Source organism: Pseudarthrobacter scleromae (assembly GCF_014644515.1).
GTDB lineage: Bacteria > Actinomycetota > Actinomycetes > Actinomycetales > Micrococcaceae > Arthrobacter > Arthrobacter scleromae.
In genome coordinates, this window is sequence record NZ_BMKV01000001.1 from 732,093 (window position 1) to 746,467 (window position 14,375).

Sequence of the window (14,375 nt, forward strand, 5' to 3'; positions counted from 1 at the left end):
GATTGGATCGATGCGGATTGAGTACGTGGAGGCAGTGCTGGCCATCGTGGAACTGGTGCCCGCCGCATCCGCCGTGGCGTACGGCGACGTTGCCGAGCTTCTGGGCTCCGGCGGCCCCAGGCAGGTGGGCGCCGTCATGAGCCACTACGGGAGCGGCGTGCCCTGGTGGCGGATCCTCAAGGCGAGCGGCCATGCACCTGCCGGGCACGAGGCTGAGGCCCTCCGCCACTACCTTGCCGAGGGGACGCCCCTCCTGGGCGCCTATCTCGAATACCAGCGGACCGGGGAAGGACGCTGGCGTGTGGATCTTCAGGCCGCCCGGTGGGCGCCCGCCGAAGATGAACTGGACATGATTGATGCCGTTGCCGAGGAGCTGGAGCGGCGGCTGCACGGATTGTCGGTGGCTGATGATGGAATGTCTGTGTGACAGTAACAACGCCCTTCACCGGCCCACGTGACGAGTACCGGGATGACTCCCCGGAAGGTCCTGCACCTGATGCGGACGCAACGGCGGGCCCTGGAGCCGGCAGCACGGACCGCAGTCAGGGAAGCCCGGCCGTAACAGGCCTAAGACTGTTGCCGCCCCGCCACGTCCATGCGGCAGAGCCCCTGCTGTCGGCGGACCAGCAGGCCGCGGTTGATGTTCCCCAGGGGGCCGGGCCAGTACTGATGCCCGGTGCCCCGGGAACCGGCAAGACCACCACCCTCGTCGAGGCCGCCGTCCGCCGGGCGTTCCGGGACGGCGTGGATCCAGAGCGCATGCTGATCCTGGCACCAAGCCGGCTCGCAGCAGACACCCTTCGTGACCGCTTCACCGCACGGCTGGACAGGAGCCTGAGCACAACGCCAGCGCGTACCTGGGCGTCCTACGCCTTCGATGTCATCAGGCGCGCCAAAGCTGAAGGGCTCATGTCCTTGTCCAGGCCGCCGAGGCTCCTCTCCGGGCCGGAGCAGGACCTCATCATCAAGGAACTCCTTGAAGGACACCGGCTCCCGGGCCTGGAACTGCCCTGGCCTGCCGATATGGAGGGGGCGCTGGAAACGCGCGGCTTCCGGCAGGAAGTCCGGCAGTTGTTTGACCGGATCATCGAATCAGGGCGCACCCCGGAGGACCTGGTGCGGCTCGGACGTGACTGCGGCAGGCCGGACTGGGTTGCCGCTGCTGCGCTGTACTCGGAGTACCGGGACATCCTGGACCTGCGGATGCCTGAGGCTTTCGACCCCGCCGGGATCATCACGGCCGCCCGGCAGGTCTTCCAGGATTTTCCTGCGTTCCTGGCCGCGGAACGGGACCGGCTGCAGGTCATCCTCGTGGACGACATCCAGGAGGCCAACCCCGCAGTCTTTGAGCTGCTGGCCGATATAGCGGGCGGCAAGGACTCCTTCGTCACCTTCTGCCCGGACACCGTCGTCCAGGGCTTCCGTGGGGCAAGGCCGGACCTCGTCGCGGAGCTGCCGCACCTGCTGTCGCCGGGGGCGCCAGTGGTGGAGCGTCCGCTGCGGCATGCCCACCGGCAAGCTACCGCGGTTGCCGGTGCCTGGCTAAGTGTCGCCGGACGGATCTCCCAGCGGGCGGGCGGCCAGCTGGCCAGGCGCCTCGATCAGCCTGGCGGCGACAAGCCGGAAGGGGCAGTGGAAGCACACCTTGTTCCATCCGCCGTTCACGAACTGCGGTACGTGGCCCAGCGGATCCTGGACCAGCACATCAACCACGGCCGTGACCTGGCCGACGTCGCGGTCATTGTGCGCAACGGCGCCCAGGTCAGCGAGTTCCAGCGTTATCTGTCCGGACAGGGAATCGCCGTGCGTGTTCCCGTGGCAGAGTCCGCTGTCCGGGACGAGGTGGCCGTCCGTCCGCTGCTTGATGCCTTCGCCATCGCGCTGGACCCGGCACTGCTCACCCCCGAGGCCGCCGTATCGCTGCTGACCTCGCGGATCGGCGGGGCAACGTCCATCGAGCTCCGCCGGCTGCGGCAATCGCTGAGAAGGGAAGAAATCCTGGGAGGCGGAGGCCGGACCAGCGACGCACTGCTGGTCGAAGCGCTGCTGGAGCCTAACGCGCTGTCAAGCCTTGGCATCGAGGGCCGTGCCGCACGCCGTGCGGCACGCATGATCCAGGCAGGCAGCAGGGCGGCTGCTGAACCGGGGGCCAACGCTGAATCAGTCCTCTGGGCCCTCTGGGACTCCACCGGGCTCGCCCGCGCCTGGACCGAAACGGCGCTCTCCGGCGGACCCCACGGGGCGCGTGCGGACCGTGACCTGGACGCCATGATGGCGCTCTTCCACACCGCGGAGCGGTACGTGGACCAGATGCCCGGGGCAGGCCCCGAGCAGTTCCTCGAATATCTCCTGAACCAGGAGCTCCCCATGGACACCCTTGCCGCACGCGCACAGGTGGATGACGCCGTGGAGCTGATGACGCCTGCCAGTGCAGCCGGACGTGAATGGCCGGTGATGATTGTTGCCGGCCTCCAGGAAGGCATCTGGCCCAACACCCGGCTCCGCGGCGAGCTTCTTGGAAGCACCCTGTACAGCGATGCGGTGGAGCACGGCGCAGGCTACGCCCTGCAACGGGATCCCCTGAGCCGCCTTCGCGATATCCGGTATGACGAGCTCCGGAGCTTCTCCACAGCAGTGTCCCGTGCCCGCGAACTGCTGGTATGCACCGCCGTATCCTCCGAGGACGACCAGCCGTCCTCCTTCCTCGACTATGTGGCGCCCTTGGCTCCTGGCCAGGAAACCCGCGGCTTCACTGCAGTAGAGCGCCCCATGACGCTCCGGGCGCTCGTTGCCGAACTGCGGCAGCACGCCCAGCTGGACGGAACGGACGCTCCGCAGGCGGAGGAAGCGGCCACGGTGCTTGCGCGACTGGCCAGGGCGGAGCCGCCCGTTCCGGGCGCGCATCCGCAGAGCTGGTGGGGCCTTCCCCCGCTGAGCTCCGAAGCGGCGGTGGTTCCACCCGGCGGCACGGTGTTCGTGTCACCGTCAAAAGTGGAGACAGTCCATAAATCACCGCTCGACTGGTTCGTCCAGGCCGCGGGGGGTGAGGCTGCCACCGACTTCGCCCGAAGCCTGGGCACCCTGGTCCACGCGATTGCCCAGGAACTGCCTGACGCCTCCGGCTCCGAGTACGTCGCGGAACTCGTCCGGCGCTGGCCTGCGCTGGGCATGAAGGACAATTGGGAGGGCAGGCTTGATTTCCAGCGTGCCGAGTCCATGGTGCGAAAGCTGGCCCAGTATGTCCTCCTGATGCGGAGCGAGGGCAGGAGCCTCGTTGGCGTTGAGCAGGATTTCGAGGTGGCGCTTGGAACAGTCCCCGTTGATGATGCCCGTGACCGGGACGCGGTCCTGCGCGGCCAGGTGGACCGGCTGGAGATCGATGCCGAGGGCCGTCTGGTGATTGTGGACCTGAAGACGGGAAAACGTCAGCCCGGCAAGGGGGAACTGGCGCGGCATCCGCAGCTGGGTGCCTACCAGGCAGCGGTGCTTGCCGGCGGGTTCGACGACGGTACGGGCAGCCACGCGGGCCCGGTACCCGGCGGGGCGGTACTCGCCCAGCTGGGAACCGGAGCAAAAAATCCGGCCATCCAGCAGCAGGACCCGATCGATCAGCAGGACAACTGGGCCCTGGACATGGTGAAGGATGCAGCTTCGGTAATGGGCGGCAGGGCCTTCGAGGCACGGCACGATCCGTCCAAAGGCAGCCACGGCGGCCACGGCTGCCGGCTCCCCGAGGTCTGTCCGTTGTGCGTGCGTGGAAGGCAAGTGACTGAATGATGCAGGACGTGCAAGAGCAGGAGGCTACCCTTGCCGCCGGACCTTCAGGTGCCACGGCCATGGCTGCCCGGGAGATGGCCGCTGCCGCCACACCGCCCCGGCCGCGGTTCAGCCCGGAAGAGCTTTCCGTGCTGCTGGGTGAAAAGAACATGCCCACCCCGGAACAGTCGGCGATCATTGCGTCGCCGCTGACCCCGCGGCTGGTCATTGCGGGGGCAGGATCGGGGAAGACAGCCACCATGGCGGACCGCGTGGTGTGGCTCGTGGCCAACGGGTGGGTCAGGCCGGAGGAAGTCCTGGGCGTGACCTTCACCCGGAAGGCAGCCGGTGAACTCGCGTCGCGCATCCGTGCGAAGCTGGCTGCCCTCCAGCGCCTGGTTGCCCAGGACAGGATGGCCCAGGACAAGGCTGAGCGGGATAACGGTCACGGGGTTTTCCCGGAGGGACTGCTCAGCAGCGACGCCCTGGAACCGAAAGTTTCCACCTACCACTCGTTCGCCAGCGGCATTGTCTCCGACTACGGGCTCCGGCTGGGGGTGGAGCGTGATGTGGTCCTGCTGGGCGGTGCGCAGGCCTGGCAGCTGGCGAGTGAGGTCGTGGAGGCCTACGACGGCGAATACGGGCATTTCCGGGCTGCCAAGTCCACGCTGGTCAAGGCAGTCATCCAGCTGGCCGGTGAATGCGCCGAGCACCTCCAGGAGCCCGAGGACGTCGAAGCCTGGCTGATGGCGCGGTTGTCCGACTTCGAGTCACTCCCTTACCTTGCCGACAAAAAGAAGAACCCCCCGCAGGCAGCGGCCGATCTCGCCGGGATGCTGCGGACCAGGGCATCCGTGGCCGACATGGTGGGACGCTACGCAGCGGCCAAGCGGGCCCGTGGTGCACTAGACTTCGGCGACCTGGTGGCCCTCGCTGCCCGAGTGGCACGCGAAGTCCCGCTGGCTGCCCAGATGGAGCGGCAGCGCTACAAAGTGGTACTGCTGGACGAGTTCCAGGACACGTCCCACGCCCAGCTCGTGCTGTTTTCGCGGCTCTTCGGCGGCGGACATGCGGTGACGGCCGTGGGTGATCCCAACCAGTCGATTTACGGATTCCGCGGAGCGTCGGCCGGGCAGCTCTTCCATTTTGTCCGGGAGTTTCCGGTGAGGACGGGGACCACCGGTCAGGCGGCAGCGGAGAAAGGTGCCGCGGGGGTGCGGGCCGCGGAGGACACCGGGCCCTGGGCTCCTGCGCCGACGTCCTACCTGACGACGGCCTGGCGGAACGGCCGCTCGATCCTGGCCGCGGCCAACGTCATGTCCGAATCCCTGGGCCGGGCGGCCGCGCAGCGCGGCCCCGCCGGCGGGGGAGGATCCGTGGCCCCCGAAGTTCCACCGCTGCAGCCCAGTCCGCACGCGGCGGCAGGATCCGTGGTGCTGGGCCGGTTTGCCAGCGACGTGGACGAAGCTGCCGCGCTCGCTGAAGACATCCTGAAATACCGTGTGACGGACTTTGAGCTCAAGCCTGACGGTTCCCCGGTTCCGCCCGCTATCGCCGTTCTGTGCCGGCGTCGTGCGCAAATGGAACCCATCCGGCGCCAGCTGGAGGCCCGCGGCATCGCCTATGAGATCGTCGGTCTCGGCGGCCTCCTCGATACACCGGAAATCGTGGATCTGGTGGCCACCTTGCGCGTCCTCGCCGACCCCGGCCGCTCCGACGCGCTGATGCGCCTGCTCGCGGGGGCCCGCTGGCGGATAGGCCCGGCAGATTTGATGGCGCTGAGGGACTGGTCCAGCCAGCTCGCCCGGCGACGCGGCCAGGCCGGAGCGGCCGATGACACCGTGCCGGATGCCGAACCGGCCGTCCTGGAAGGCGACCTGACAGACGCCGCCAGCCTGGTGGAAGCCTTGGACTGGCTGCCGCGGGAGGGGTGGATTTCATCGAACGGCAGGTCCCTCACCCCGGCCGCGCGCGGGCGGATGCTCCGGCTTTCGGCGGAGCTGCGCCAGCTCCGGGGCTACCTGGGAGACGACCTCACCACCCTGCTGGGGGAAGTGGAAAGGGCCATGCTCCTTGATATCGAGGTTGCCGCAAGGCCGGGCATCAGCATCCACCAGGCCCGCCGGAACCTTGACGCCTTCCAGGATGCAGCCGCCGGCTTCCTGCGCACCTCCCAGCGCGTGGACATCCTTGCCTTCCTGTCCTGGCTGGAAGCGGCATCAGCTGAAGAAAACGGCCTGGAAGCACCGCCGAGCGATGTCAACCGCGAGGCCGTCCAGCTGCTCACCGTGCATGCCTCCAAGGGCCTGGAATGGGATGTTGTCTTTGTTCCGGGGCTGAATGCCAAGGACTTTCCCAGCGACCGTGACTCACGCTGGAGCAGCGGATCCGCGGCCCTGCCCTGGCCGCTGCGCGGTGACCGGGCGGACCTGCCCCAGTGGGACCTGGACCAGCCGGACCAGAAGGGATGGCTGGACGCGGAAAAGGACTTCAAGGCAGCCGTCCAGGCGCACGGGGAGTCGGAGGAACGCCGCCTGGCCTACGTGGCCTACACCCGGGCCAAGCACGTCCTCTGGGCGTCCAGCGCAGCCTGGGTGGGGTCGAGGTCCGGGCGGGCTGACATGTCACCGTTCCTGGCAGAGCTGGAGCCAATGGCCGCACCGGCCCGCGAAGGTCTTCCGGTGCAGGCAGGCATCCACCCACGGTCTGTGGAGGAGGCTGCGTTGCCGGACGCCAGCCCACTGACCCTCGATGTGGAGGTGGCCGGCTGGCCCTACGATCCCTTGGAGGGGCCGGTGGATCCCCGTACGGGTGGCCGCCTCCGCCTTGCCGGGGGCCGCAGGGATGCCATGGAACGGGCGGCCACCCGGGTGGCGGCTGCCCTGGAGGCCATGCACCATGGACGGGCCCTGCCCCATGAGCCGGCCCTGCCCCTGCCGGACACCGGAGCGCCCGCGAATGCTTTGTCCGGCCAGGACACCATGATGGTCCCGGATCCGCAGCTCAGCGGCCCGGCTGCCGGCTGGGCGAGGGAAGCAGCACTCCTGCTGGAACGCCGGGCAAGGAAGTCGTCCGGCCAGGAAGTCCACCTTCCCACCCATATTTCCGCATCCACACTTGTGGACCTCAATGAAGACCCGGAGGCGGTGCTCTGGCGGCTCCGCAGGCCGGTGCCGCGGGAACCGGGCATGTCGGCACGGAAGGGAACAGCATTCCACGCCTGGGTGGAAGAGTACTTCGGGAGTGCAGGCATGCTCGACCTCGGCGAGGCACCGGGCTCCGATGACCACATCGATGCGGCCTACGACCTCGACGCCATGGTGGCCACCTTCAGGTCCTCCCCATGGGCCCACCGCTCCCCGGCCTTTGTTGAGGTCCCGGTGGAAACCCGTGTAGGGGAGGTTGTGGTCCGTGGACGTATCGACGCCGTCTTCCAGGACGCGGACGGCCGCTGGGACCTGGTGGACTGGAAGACCGGACGGCGGCCGTCCGGGACCCAGTTGCGGACCCGGGCAGTGCAGCTGGCCGTGTACCGGCTGGCGTGGTCGCGGCTGAAAGGCGTGCCCCTGGAGGATGTCCGGGCGGCGTTCTTCTACGTTGCGGACAACGAGATTGTGCGGCCGCATGACCTCGGATCCGCTGACCAGCTGGAGGAGATGGTGGCGGCTGCCTTCACCTCTGCCTGATAGGCGCGTCGTGGACGTTGGTTAGCTGACACCCGCCCCGCGGCTAGTTCTTGTTGGCGTCAACAATGGTGAGGGCAGCCGTCGACGTGTCATCCGGACCGCCTTGTGCGTCAGGGGCGCCGGTCTTGGTGCCGTTGGCCGTGCCGGTGCTGCTTCCGCCGCCGGCGCCGCCTTCAGTGCGGGCAGGGGGAGTTGCAGGTGCAGGAGCGGGAATAGGCGTCACATGCACGGCCGGCTGGACTGCCGGTACCGGAAAGACAGTGACCGGAGGCACCGCGGCCGGCACACCGTCGTCGGCCGCCCGTAATCCGGGGCCAGCCCCTGCCCCCGCGGCAGGTTCCACGGCAACCGGCGCAGCCGCGCCGGGGACAGTGGCAGGCGATGCGGACGGAAGGGGCTCAACGCTGATGGGCTGCCCGCCGTGCTCTGCAATGTCGCTGGCCAGGGTGGACAGCATCTCCTCCGCCTCCGCCACCATGGTGGCGTCCCCGGCCGCGATGCCCTTGACCAGGTACTGGGCCAGGGCGAACTCGGCCGACAGCGCTGCCCGCCGAAGCAGGTGCTTGTCGGGCTTGTCGCGGCGGCCGGCGGTGTAAGCGTCCAGTACGGCGTTCACGAAGTCCTGCTCGTTGGACGCCACCAGCCAGGCAAAGTCGTCCGCGGGGTCGCCGATGCGGAGGTCCGTCCAGCCGGTCACGGCGGTGACCCGGGAGCCCTCCACGAGCAGGTTGTCCTCATGCAGGTCCCCGTGCACCACGGAGGGATTGAAGCGCCACAAGGACACGTCCTCAAGTGCGTGCTCCCAGCGCAGCAGCAGGGACGGAGGGATCTTTCCAGTGGTGGCGGCCTGGTCCAGCTCGTTCAGCCTGCGCTGGCGGAATTCGTTGGGGGTGTAGCTGGGCAGGTCGGCGTTGCTGACGATCGCGCGGGGCAGATCGTGGATGGCTGCCAGCGCCACGCCGATTTCCCGTGCCAAAGCATCCGGCCCGGCCGTCAGTTCCTCAACGCTGCGGGTGCTGCCGCCCAGATGCGAGTAGACGAAGGTGCTCAGGCTTCCCAGGCGCACGCTGCCGGCGACCGTGGGCATCAGGAAAGGCAGCTCGGCGCGGATGGCCGGGGCGAAGGCGCGCAGCACCAGGAATTCAGTTTCGAGCCGGGCGCTGGCCTCGGCGTGGCGCGGCGACCTGACCCGCCAGCGCTTCCCTTCCGAGTCGAGGAGCAGCGCTGAGTCGAAGTCCGCGGGGTCGTCCGGGGCGGAGCTAACGGCCGTCGGGGTCAGCCCGGGGACTGCCGCGGTTGCAACGGCTGCCAGTTCAATCGCATTTCTTCTCACCTTTCAACGGTAGATTGCCTGCGGGCCGGGAGGCCGGTCCGGCGGCGGCGAGTCTTGAGATACCTGCAAATAGGGGGGGGCTGGGGGCACCGTGGGCCAGGCTGGAAATGTCAATTGTCAGCCCCAGTCAGTACGGTGGATATATGAGCCATGCGGAGTCTGTTACACCGGTCTACCAGGGGCAGCCGGCAACGCTGCCCGCGAACCACCTCATGGACACCCTCCTTCCTGTCCGGCCGGCGCTGGTGGACCGCGGGTCGGCTGTCCGGACAGCCCCCGGAATCGTGGACGAACAATTGGCCAAGGCCGGAACGCTGGCAGTTGTGCTGTCCGGGCGGCAGGGCCTGGTACAGGGCGGCGGCCTGTGTTTAGCCGCCGCACAGCCGTTGCTCCAGGAGCTCACTGCAGCCGGGTCGGCGCCTGAACTGGTCGTTTTCCTGGGCTCCGCGCTTCCGGATTCGGATCTGCCGGCTGGAACCGGGCTCCTGCTTTATGTCCTCCCTGAGCAGGTTGCTCCGGGTACAGCCGGTATCCCGTCCGATGCCCGCTGGGCCGGCTTCCGCGAGGTCGCAGCGGGGCTGAGCTCCACGCACACTGCCCTCTTTGTGGAGGCCAGTGCCATCACCAACTGGCACGCCGGGCACACGCACTGCCCGCGCTGCGGTACCCCCACCGACGTCGAGGCCGGCGGCTGGGTCCGCCGGTGTCCTGCGGACTCATCGGAGCACTACCCGCGGACAGACCCGGCCATCATCGTGACTGTGGTGGGCCCTGACGGGCGGCTGCTGCTGGGCGGCGGCGGTCCGCTGGACGCCAGGAACTACTCCACGCTGGCCGGCTTCGTGGAGCCCGGGGAGTCACTCGAACAGGCCGTGGTCCGCGAGATCTATGAGGAGGTGGGAGTCCGGGTGACTGCATGCCAGTACCTCGGATCGCAGTCGTGGCCGTTCCCCGCCTCCCTTATGCTTGGATTTACCGCCGTCACCGAAGACGCCGAGGCAAGGCCCGACGGCGTTGAGGTCACCAGGGCGCGCTGGTTCAGCCGGGAGGAACTCCAGGAGGCTGTGCTTGCCGGCGATATCACCATTTCAAGCCGGCTTTCCATTGCCCGCTCGCTGATAGAGCACTGGTATGGCGGACGCATCCAGGACCGGGCCGAGGCCTGACCCACCACGAATCCACCAGACTCCAGCACGCGGTAGTCGAGACAAAGAGCAGCAGAAGTGACTACAGAACATTTTGACGGGGCAGCGTCCCTTGAGGACCGCATCCTGGGAGGCCTGGACGCGGAACAGCGGGAGGTGGCCAGCACCCTGAACGGCCCGCTGTGCGTCCTGGCCGGGGCAGGGACGGGCAAGACCCGCGCCATCACCCACCGCATCGCCTACGGCGTCCATTCCGGCGTCTACTCGCCGCAGCGGCTGCTGGCCGTGACCTTCACGGCCCGCGCTGCTGCCGAGATGCGCAGCCGGCTGCGTGACCTTGGAGCAGGCAACGTTCAGGCTCGCACCTTCCACGCCGCGGCGCTGCGCCAGCTGCAGTTTTTCTGGCCGCAGGCTGTGGGCGGCACCCTGCCCAACCTCCTGGACCACAAGGCCCAGATGCTGGCCGAGGCCGCGCGGCGGCTCCGGCTCAGCACCGACAGGGCCTCCATCCGCGATCTCGCCTCGGAGATCGAATGGGCCAAGGTGTCCATGCTCACGCCGGCAAACTACCTGGAAAACGCGCAGGACAGGGGAGCCCCGGGCGGCTTCGACCTCACCGCCGTGGCTCGGGTCTTCCAGTCCTACGAGGACGTCAAGACCGACCGCAACGTCATTGACTTTGAGGACGTCCTGCTGATCACAGTGGGAATTCTCCAGGAGGACGAGAAGGTCGCTGCCACAGTCCGCGAGCAGTACCGCCACTTCGTGGTGGACGAGTACCAGGACGTTTCCCCTTTGCAGCAGCGGCTCCTGGAACTCTGGCTGGGCGGCCGCGACGAGCTCTGCGTTGTCGGTGACGCAAGCCAGACCATTTATTCGTTCACCGGAGCGTCCCCCAAACACCTGCTGGAGTTCAAAGCCCGTTATCCGCAGGCCAACGTTGTCAAACTCATCCGGGACTACCGCTCCACACCGCAGGTGGTGAAGCTCGCGAACGACCTGTTGGCGGGCAGACGCAGCGGCGGCCCCGTGGCCGACGCCGCCTGGGCCTCGCCCCTGCAGCTTGTGGCCCAGCGGCCGGCCGGCCCGGCGCCGCAGTTTACGGAATGTGCCGATGACGAGGCTGAGGCGGCCACGGTTGCCCAAAAGATCAAGGCACTGCTCGACGCCGGCACACCCGCCAGCGAGGTTGCTGTCCTGTTCCGCACCAACGGCCAGTCCGAGGCCTACGAACAGGCCCTGGCCGCTGCCGGAATTGGCTACCAGTTGCGCGGCGGTGAACGGTTCTTTGCCCGCAAGGAGGTTCGCGACGCCATCCTGCAGCTGCGCGCAGCCACCCGGGCTGTTGCCGAAACGGACTCCCCGCAACCGCTCGGGCAGCTGGTCCGGGACATCGTCTCCTCGCTCGGCTATACGGATTCGGCCCCGCACAGCGGCGGCGCCCTCCGGGAGCGCTGGGAATCTCTGGCGGCGCTGGTTGCCCTTGCCGATGAGCTGGTCGAGGTACGGGGCGCACAGTTCAGCCTGGCCGACTTCGTCAACGAACTACAGGAACGTTCCCTGGCCCAGCACGCTCCCACCGTCCAGGGGGTGACCCTTGCCTCCCTCCACGCCGCCAAGGGCCTGGAATGGGACGCTGTATTCCTGGTGGGGCTCAGTGAAGGGCTGATGCCCATTTCCTTTGCCGACTCCCCGGAATCGGTGGACGAGGAACGCCGGCTCCTGTACGTGGGAATCACCCGCGCGCGCGAACACTTGTCGCTGTCATGGTCCACCGCCCGGACCCCGGGCGGCCGTGCCAATCGCAAACCCTCACGGTTCCTCGATGGATTGCGTCCCGACTCCGTGGCCAGTTCCAACACCCGGGGGAAGGTGACCGTGACCCGCAGGAAAGCCGCCGCGCCCGCCATGTGCAGGGTCTGCGGAAGCATGCTCGGTACGGGCGCGGAACGCAAAGTGGGCCGGTGCAACTCCTGTCCGCCCGGCTACGAGGAACAAACCTTCGACGCCCTCCGGAACTGGCGCCGGGAGGTTGCCCTCTCCGCCGAGGTGCCCGCATTCGTGGTGTTCACCGACGCAACCCTGACGGCCATTGCCGAAGCACGCCCCGCGTCGCTCGAGGAGCTCGCCCGGCTGGCAGGGGTGGGACCTGCAAAGCTGGAACGGTATGGGGAAGACGTCCTGCGTGTCCTGACGGAAAGCACGTCGCTGTAATGGCCGGCCGCTCCGCGAGGCATCAGGTGGCGGCTGCTTCTTCCATCACCACGGAGGACGGTGCGCCTGTAGTGGTACGGCGTTCGTCCCGGCGTACCCGCACCGTAGCCGCTTTCTGGGAGAACGGAACCGCGGTGGTCGCGATACCCGCCCGGTTCACGGCTGCCCAAGAGGCGGAATGGGTGCACAAGATGGTGGCCAAACTCCAGCGCCAGGGGGAGCGGCGGGCAGCAGCGGGTAAGAGGCGGCCGGCCACGGACGCTGCCCTCGCCGAACATGCGGCCCAATTGTCTGCCAAGTACCTGGGGGGACGCGCCGTACCGACGTCGGTTCGCTGGGTCAGCAACCAGAACTCGCGATGGGGTTCCGCCACTCCGGCAGAGGGAACCATCAGGCTCTCGGACAAACTGCGTCCCATGCCCCAGTGGGTGATCGACTACGTCCTGCTCCATGAGCTCGCCCACCTGCTGGTGGCTGCGCACAACGCTGCCTTCTGGCAACTGCTGGAGGCGTATCCGGAAACGCAGCGGGCCAAGGCGTTCCTTGAGGGTGTTTCCTTCGCCACCGGACGCGGCATGGCCGGCCCCGACGCCGACTGACTCCGTCCTGCAGCAGTCAGCGCCGGGGCGGCGTCCTAGCCTTTCGGCTGGCCGTCTGGGCCCTCCTGGCCATCCTTGCCCTCGTCGGGATGCCCGCCGTCGTCCTTTGCAGTCTCGGCGGTGCCATCTTCTACGCCAGGCTCAGTGCCTTCTTCTGCCTCCGGCGCGGAGTCGAAGCCGCCACTGAGGAGCTTCTGCAAGGCGTCATCCACTTCGCTGTCACTTGCTTCTGCCAGCTTGCGGCGCCCGCTGAAGCCCTTGGGATCGTCCAGGTCCTCGGCAGTGGGCAGCAGGTCCGGGTGGTGCCAGATGGCGTCGCGGCCCTCGATGCCGCGCTCTTCCTTGAGGCTGGCCCACAACGTTGCGGCGTCGCGCAGCCGGCGGGGCCGCAGCTCCAGGCCCACCAGGGAGGCAAATGCGTGCTCGGCCGGACCGCCGGTTGCCCGGCGGCGCCGTACGGTCTCCCGCAGCGCACCCGCGGACGGCAGCAGCTTCTCGGTGGCCGCGGCCGTGAGCTCGTCCACCCAACCCTCCACCAGTGCCAGGGCGGTCTCAAGCTTCTCAAGGGCCTGGTCCTGCGCCGGCGTCCGCTGCGGCATGAAGACGCCCTGCGACAGGGCCTCCTGGATGCCTTCCGGGTTGCTGGGGTCAAGGTCCCGTGCAAGTTCCTCGATGCGTGAGGTGTCGATGTGGATTCCGCGGGCGTACGCCTCGATGGCTCCCAGCAGGTGTCCGCGGAGCCAGGGAACCTGGACAAACAGCCGCGCGTGGGCGGCTTCCCGCACTGCGAGGAAGAGCCGGATGTCGTTCTCGGGCAGGGACAGGCCCTCCCCGAACGCCGCGACGTTGGCGGGCAGCAGTGCCATCTCCAGGTCCGCGAGGGGGACCCCGATGTCGGTGGAACTGACCACATCAGCGGAGAGGGCACCGATGGCCTGGCCCAGCTGCATGCCGAAGATGGCGCCGCCCATGTTCTGGAGCATCGAGGACGCCCCGCCCATCATGGACTTCATTTCCTCGGGCATCTGCTCCGTCATGGCCGAGGAGAGGGCATTCGCGATGCTGTTGGCCACCGGTTCGGTCAGCCGCTTCCAGGTGCCCAGCGTGGCCTCGACCCATTCAGCCCGGGACCACGCCCGGCCGATCAGGCCGGTGGCGGGAAGGTCCGTGACGGGGTCCAGCCACAGTTCCGCCAGGCGGAGGGCCTCATCAACCTCGCGCGACTGCTGGGACGTTACCGAAGGGTCGCTGCCGCTCGCGGCAACACGGCGGGCGTTGTCGTGGGCAAGCTGCCAGTTGACGGGCCCCTCCGAAGGGGCGCTCATCATTGCCTGCACCTGGGAGAACATCTGCGCCAGCAGGTTGGGGTCGTTCGGAAGCCCCGCAGCTTTGGCCAGTTCGGCGGGGTCGAAATTCTCCATCCCCTTGCCGCCCATCAGGTTCTGCAGCATCTCGGTCAACGGATCCTTGGGGGTGTCGTCGCCGTTGGACGGATTGAGTGGATTGGAGGTCATGATCCCGCCGATCGTCGGTGTGGCTGTCAACCTTCACGGTACCCCGGCCATGGTCGGCTGTCTGCCGGACGGCGTCGTCGTTCGCTCTAGGCAAAGAGCTGGCATCCACCGGCACCGCGTAGTCTTGG

Annotated in this window: 8 protein-coding genes; 6 read left to right on the forward strand and 2 right to left on the reverse strand. The window is 68.1% G+C overall.

Going from position 1 to position 14,375, the window contains the following annotated elements; translation table 11 throughout:
• Positions 1-10: 10 nt before the first annotated feature.
• The 3 genes from IEX33_RS03505 to IEX33_RS03515 are packed head-to-tail and all read left to right on the forward strand — an operon-like array spanning position 11 to position 7,442.
• Entirely contained in the window at positions 11-427 is a 417-nt protein-coding gene (locus tag IEX33_RS03505) for an MGMT family protein (protein ID WP_188727679.1), read from the forward strand.
• Positions 424-3,777: an ATP-dependent helicase gene (locus IEX33_RS03510; RefSeq protein ID WP_188727681.1), complete on the forward strand. Its 3,354-nt coding sequence runs from the start codon at positions 424-426 to the stop codon at positions 3,775-3,777. The genes IEX33_RS03505 and IEX33_RS03510 overlap by 4 nt, the downstream gene beginning before the upstream one ends.
• A 59-nt stretch (positions 3,778-3,836) precedes the next feature.
• Positions 3,837-7,442: an ATP-dependent helicase gene (locus IEX33_RS03515; RefSeq protein ID WP_377090021.1), complete on the forward strand. Its 3,606-nt coding sequence runs from the start codon at positions 3,837-3,839 to the stop codon at positions 7,440-7,442.
• Between the two features lie 43 nt (positions 7,443-7,485).
• Here IEX33_RS03515 and IEX33_RS03520 read toward each other — a convergent pair whose 3' ends face one another.
• Positions 7,486-8,775 carry a macrolide 2'-phosphotransferase gene (locus IEX33_RS03520; RefSeq protein ID WP_188727683.1) on the reverse strand — a complete coding sequence of 430 codons (1,290 nt, stop codon included), beginning with the start codon at positions 8,773-8,775 and terminating at the stop codon, positions 7,486-7,488.
• Between the two features lie 143 nt (positions 8,776-8,918).
• Between IEX33_RS03520 and nudC the strand changes: the two genes are divergently transcribed.
• Genes nudC through IEX33_RS03535 form a run of 3 tightly spaced genes read left to right on the forward strand, consistent with a single transcriptional unit; the run spans position 8,919 to position 12,733 of the window.
• Entirely contained in the window at positions 8,919-9,941 is a 1,023-nt protein-coding gene (gene nudC / locus IEX33_RS03525) for an NAD(+) diphosphatase (protein WP_188727685.1), read from the forward strand.
• Positions 9,942-9,998: 57 nt separating this feature from the next.
• Positions 9,999-12,134 carry an ATP-dependent DNA helicase UvrD2 gene (locus IEX33_RS03530; RefSeq protein WP_188727687.1) on the forward strand — a complete coding sequence of 712 codons (2,136 nt, stop codon included), beginning with the start codon at positions 9,999-10,001 and terminating at the stop codon, positions 12,132-12,134.
• A 26-nt stretch (positions 12,135-12,160) separates the two neighbouring features.
• Positions 12,161-12,733, forward strand: coding sequence for a M48 metallopeptidase family protein (locus IEX33_RS03535; protein WP_229675210.1), 573 nt, complete (start codon positions 12,161-12,163; stop codon positions 12,731-12,733).
• A gap of 35 nt (positions 12,734-12,768) precedes the next feature.
• Here IEX33_RS03535 and IEX33_RS03540 read toward each other — a convergent pair whose 3' ends face one another.
• The gene (locus tag IEX33_RS03540) at positions 12,769-14,247 is read right to left on the reverse strand and encodes a zinc-dependent metalloprotease (RefSeq protein ID WP_188727691.1); all 1,479 of its coding nucleotides are present in this window, start codon (positions 14,245-14,247) and stop codon (positions 12,769-12,771) included.
• Positions 14,248-14,375: the final 128 nt, after the last annotated feature.